The sequence below is a fragment of the Burkholderia sp. LMG 13014 genome, from assembly GCF_905232215.1.
Lineage (GTDB): Bacteria > Pseudomonadota > Gammaproteobacteria > Burkholderiales > Burkholderiaceae > Burkholderia.
Genome location: NZ_CAJNKE010000981.1, coordinates 1 through 1,411, shown reverse-complemented (window position 1 = coordinate 1,411; position 1,411 = coordinate 1). Strand labels below are relative to the sequence as shown.

The following is a 1,411-nucleotide window of genomic DNA, read 5'->3' as shown; positions in this document are numbered from 1 at the left end:
TGCGTCTGTTTTTTATAATAGACTGGCCCCAGGCGGGGCCGCGCGACGGTGTCGTGCAGTTGCGCGGGCACCGACCAGTAGCCCGCGTCGGCAAGAAAGTTCAGGTCGTGGCCGGGGCGGTTCGCATACGGGCCGTCCTGCCCGTAACCGGTGATCGAGCACAGCACGACGCGCGGGTTCGCGTGCGCCAGCACGTCGTAGCCGAGCCCGAGCCGCGCCATCACGCCGGGGCGGTTGCCTTCGACCACCGCATCGGCCTCGCGCACGAGCTCGAGAAAGCGTGCGCGGCCGTCGGGCGTCTTCAGGTCGAGCACGATCGAGCGCTTGCCGCGATTGAACTGCGCGAACGTGTCGGCACCGAACTGCCGCAGTGCGTCGCCGCCCGGCGGCTCGACCTTGATCACGTCGGCGCCGAGCTGGCGCAGCAACGCGCACGCATGCGGCCCGGGCAGCAGTTGCCCGGCATCGACGATCCGCACGCCGCGCAGGCAGGACCAGTCGGGCGCGTCGCCATCACCATCGGCGGCAGGCCACGCGTTGCGCGCGTCGTCGCGGGCCGTCATGCACCGCCTCCCGCGCCGGCCGGTTCGAGAATCGCCTTCGCGATCGTGTTGCGCTGGATCTCGCTGGTGCCGGTCAGGATCCGGAACATCCGCAGCTTGCGGAACGTCTGCTCGACCGGATGGCCGCGCGTGACGCCGACGTTGCCGTGGATCTGCACGGCCTTGTCCGCGACCTCGAAGCAGCGCTCCGACACGTACAGCTTGCAGGCGGCCGCCGTCATCCGCAGGTCGGCACCCGAATCGGCGAGCGCGGCCGTATGCGCGATCATGCTTTCGCATGCCCACAGCGCGGCGGCCATGTCGGCCAGCATGTGCTGGATCGCCTGGAACCGCGCAATCGGGCCGCCGAACTGCCGGCGCGTGCGCGCGTAATCGAGCGAGGCCCGGTACGCCGACATTGCGAGGCCGAGCATCGTCGGGCAATGCAGCAGCCGGTTCACGTTGATGCGCGACATGCCGAGCCGGAAGCCGTTTCCGAGCCCGCCGAACACGTTCTCGCGCGGCACGCGCACGTCGACGAAGCGAATATCTGCATCGATGTGCTGGCCGGACATCGGCACGTACTCGTGCTCGACGCTCACCCCGGGCAGGTCGAGATCGACCAGCACGGCCGTGATCTGCGGCGGCGTCGCGGACGCATCGGTCACGCACATCACGATCGCGAAATCGGCGAACGGCGCGCCGCTGATGTAGTGCTTCGTGCCGTTGATCACGAGCGCATCGCCGTCCTCGACCGCCGTGGTGCGGATGCTCATTGCATCCGAGCCCGAGTGTGGCTCGGTCAGCGCGAAGCACGTCGATTTCTCGCCGCGCATCACCGGCTTGAAATAGCGATCGAGCTGCGCGGG

2 protein-coding genes are annotated in these 1,411 nt (G+C 68.7%); both read right to left on the bottom strand.

The window, feature by feature from the left end; genetic code table 11:
• Nucleotides 1-563: CoA transferase (locus JYJ84_RS36715; protein ID WP_205190303.1), on the bottom strand; the 563-nt coding region annotated here is incomplete at its 3' end.
• The coding region (locus JYJ84_RS36710) for an acyl-CoA dehydrogenase family protein (RefSeq protein WP_205190302.1) at nt 560-1,411 on the bottom strand (852 nt) is incomplete at its 5' end. The genes JYJ84_RS36710 and JYJ84_RS36715, both read right to left, overlap by 4 nt.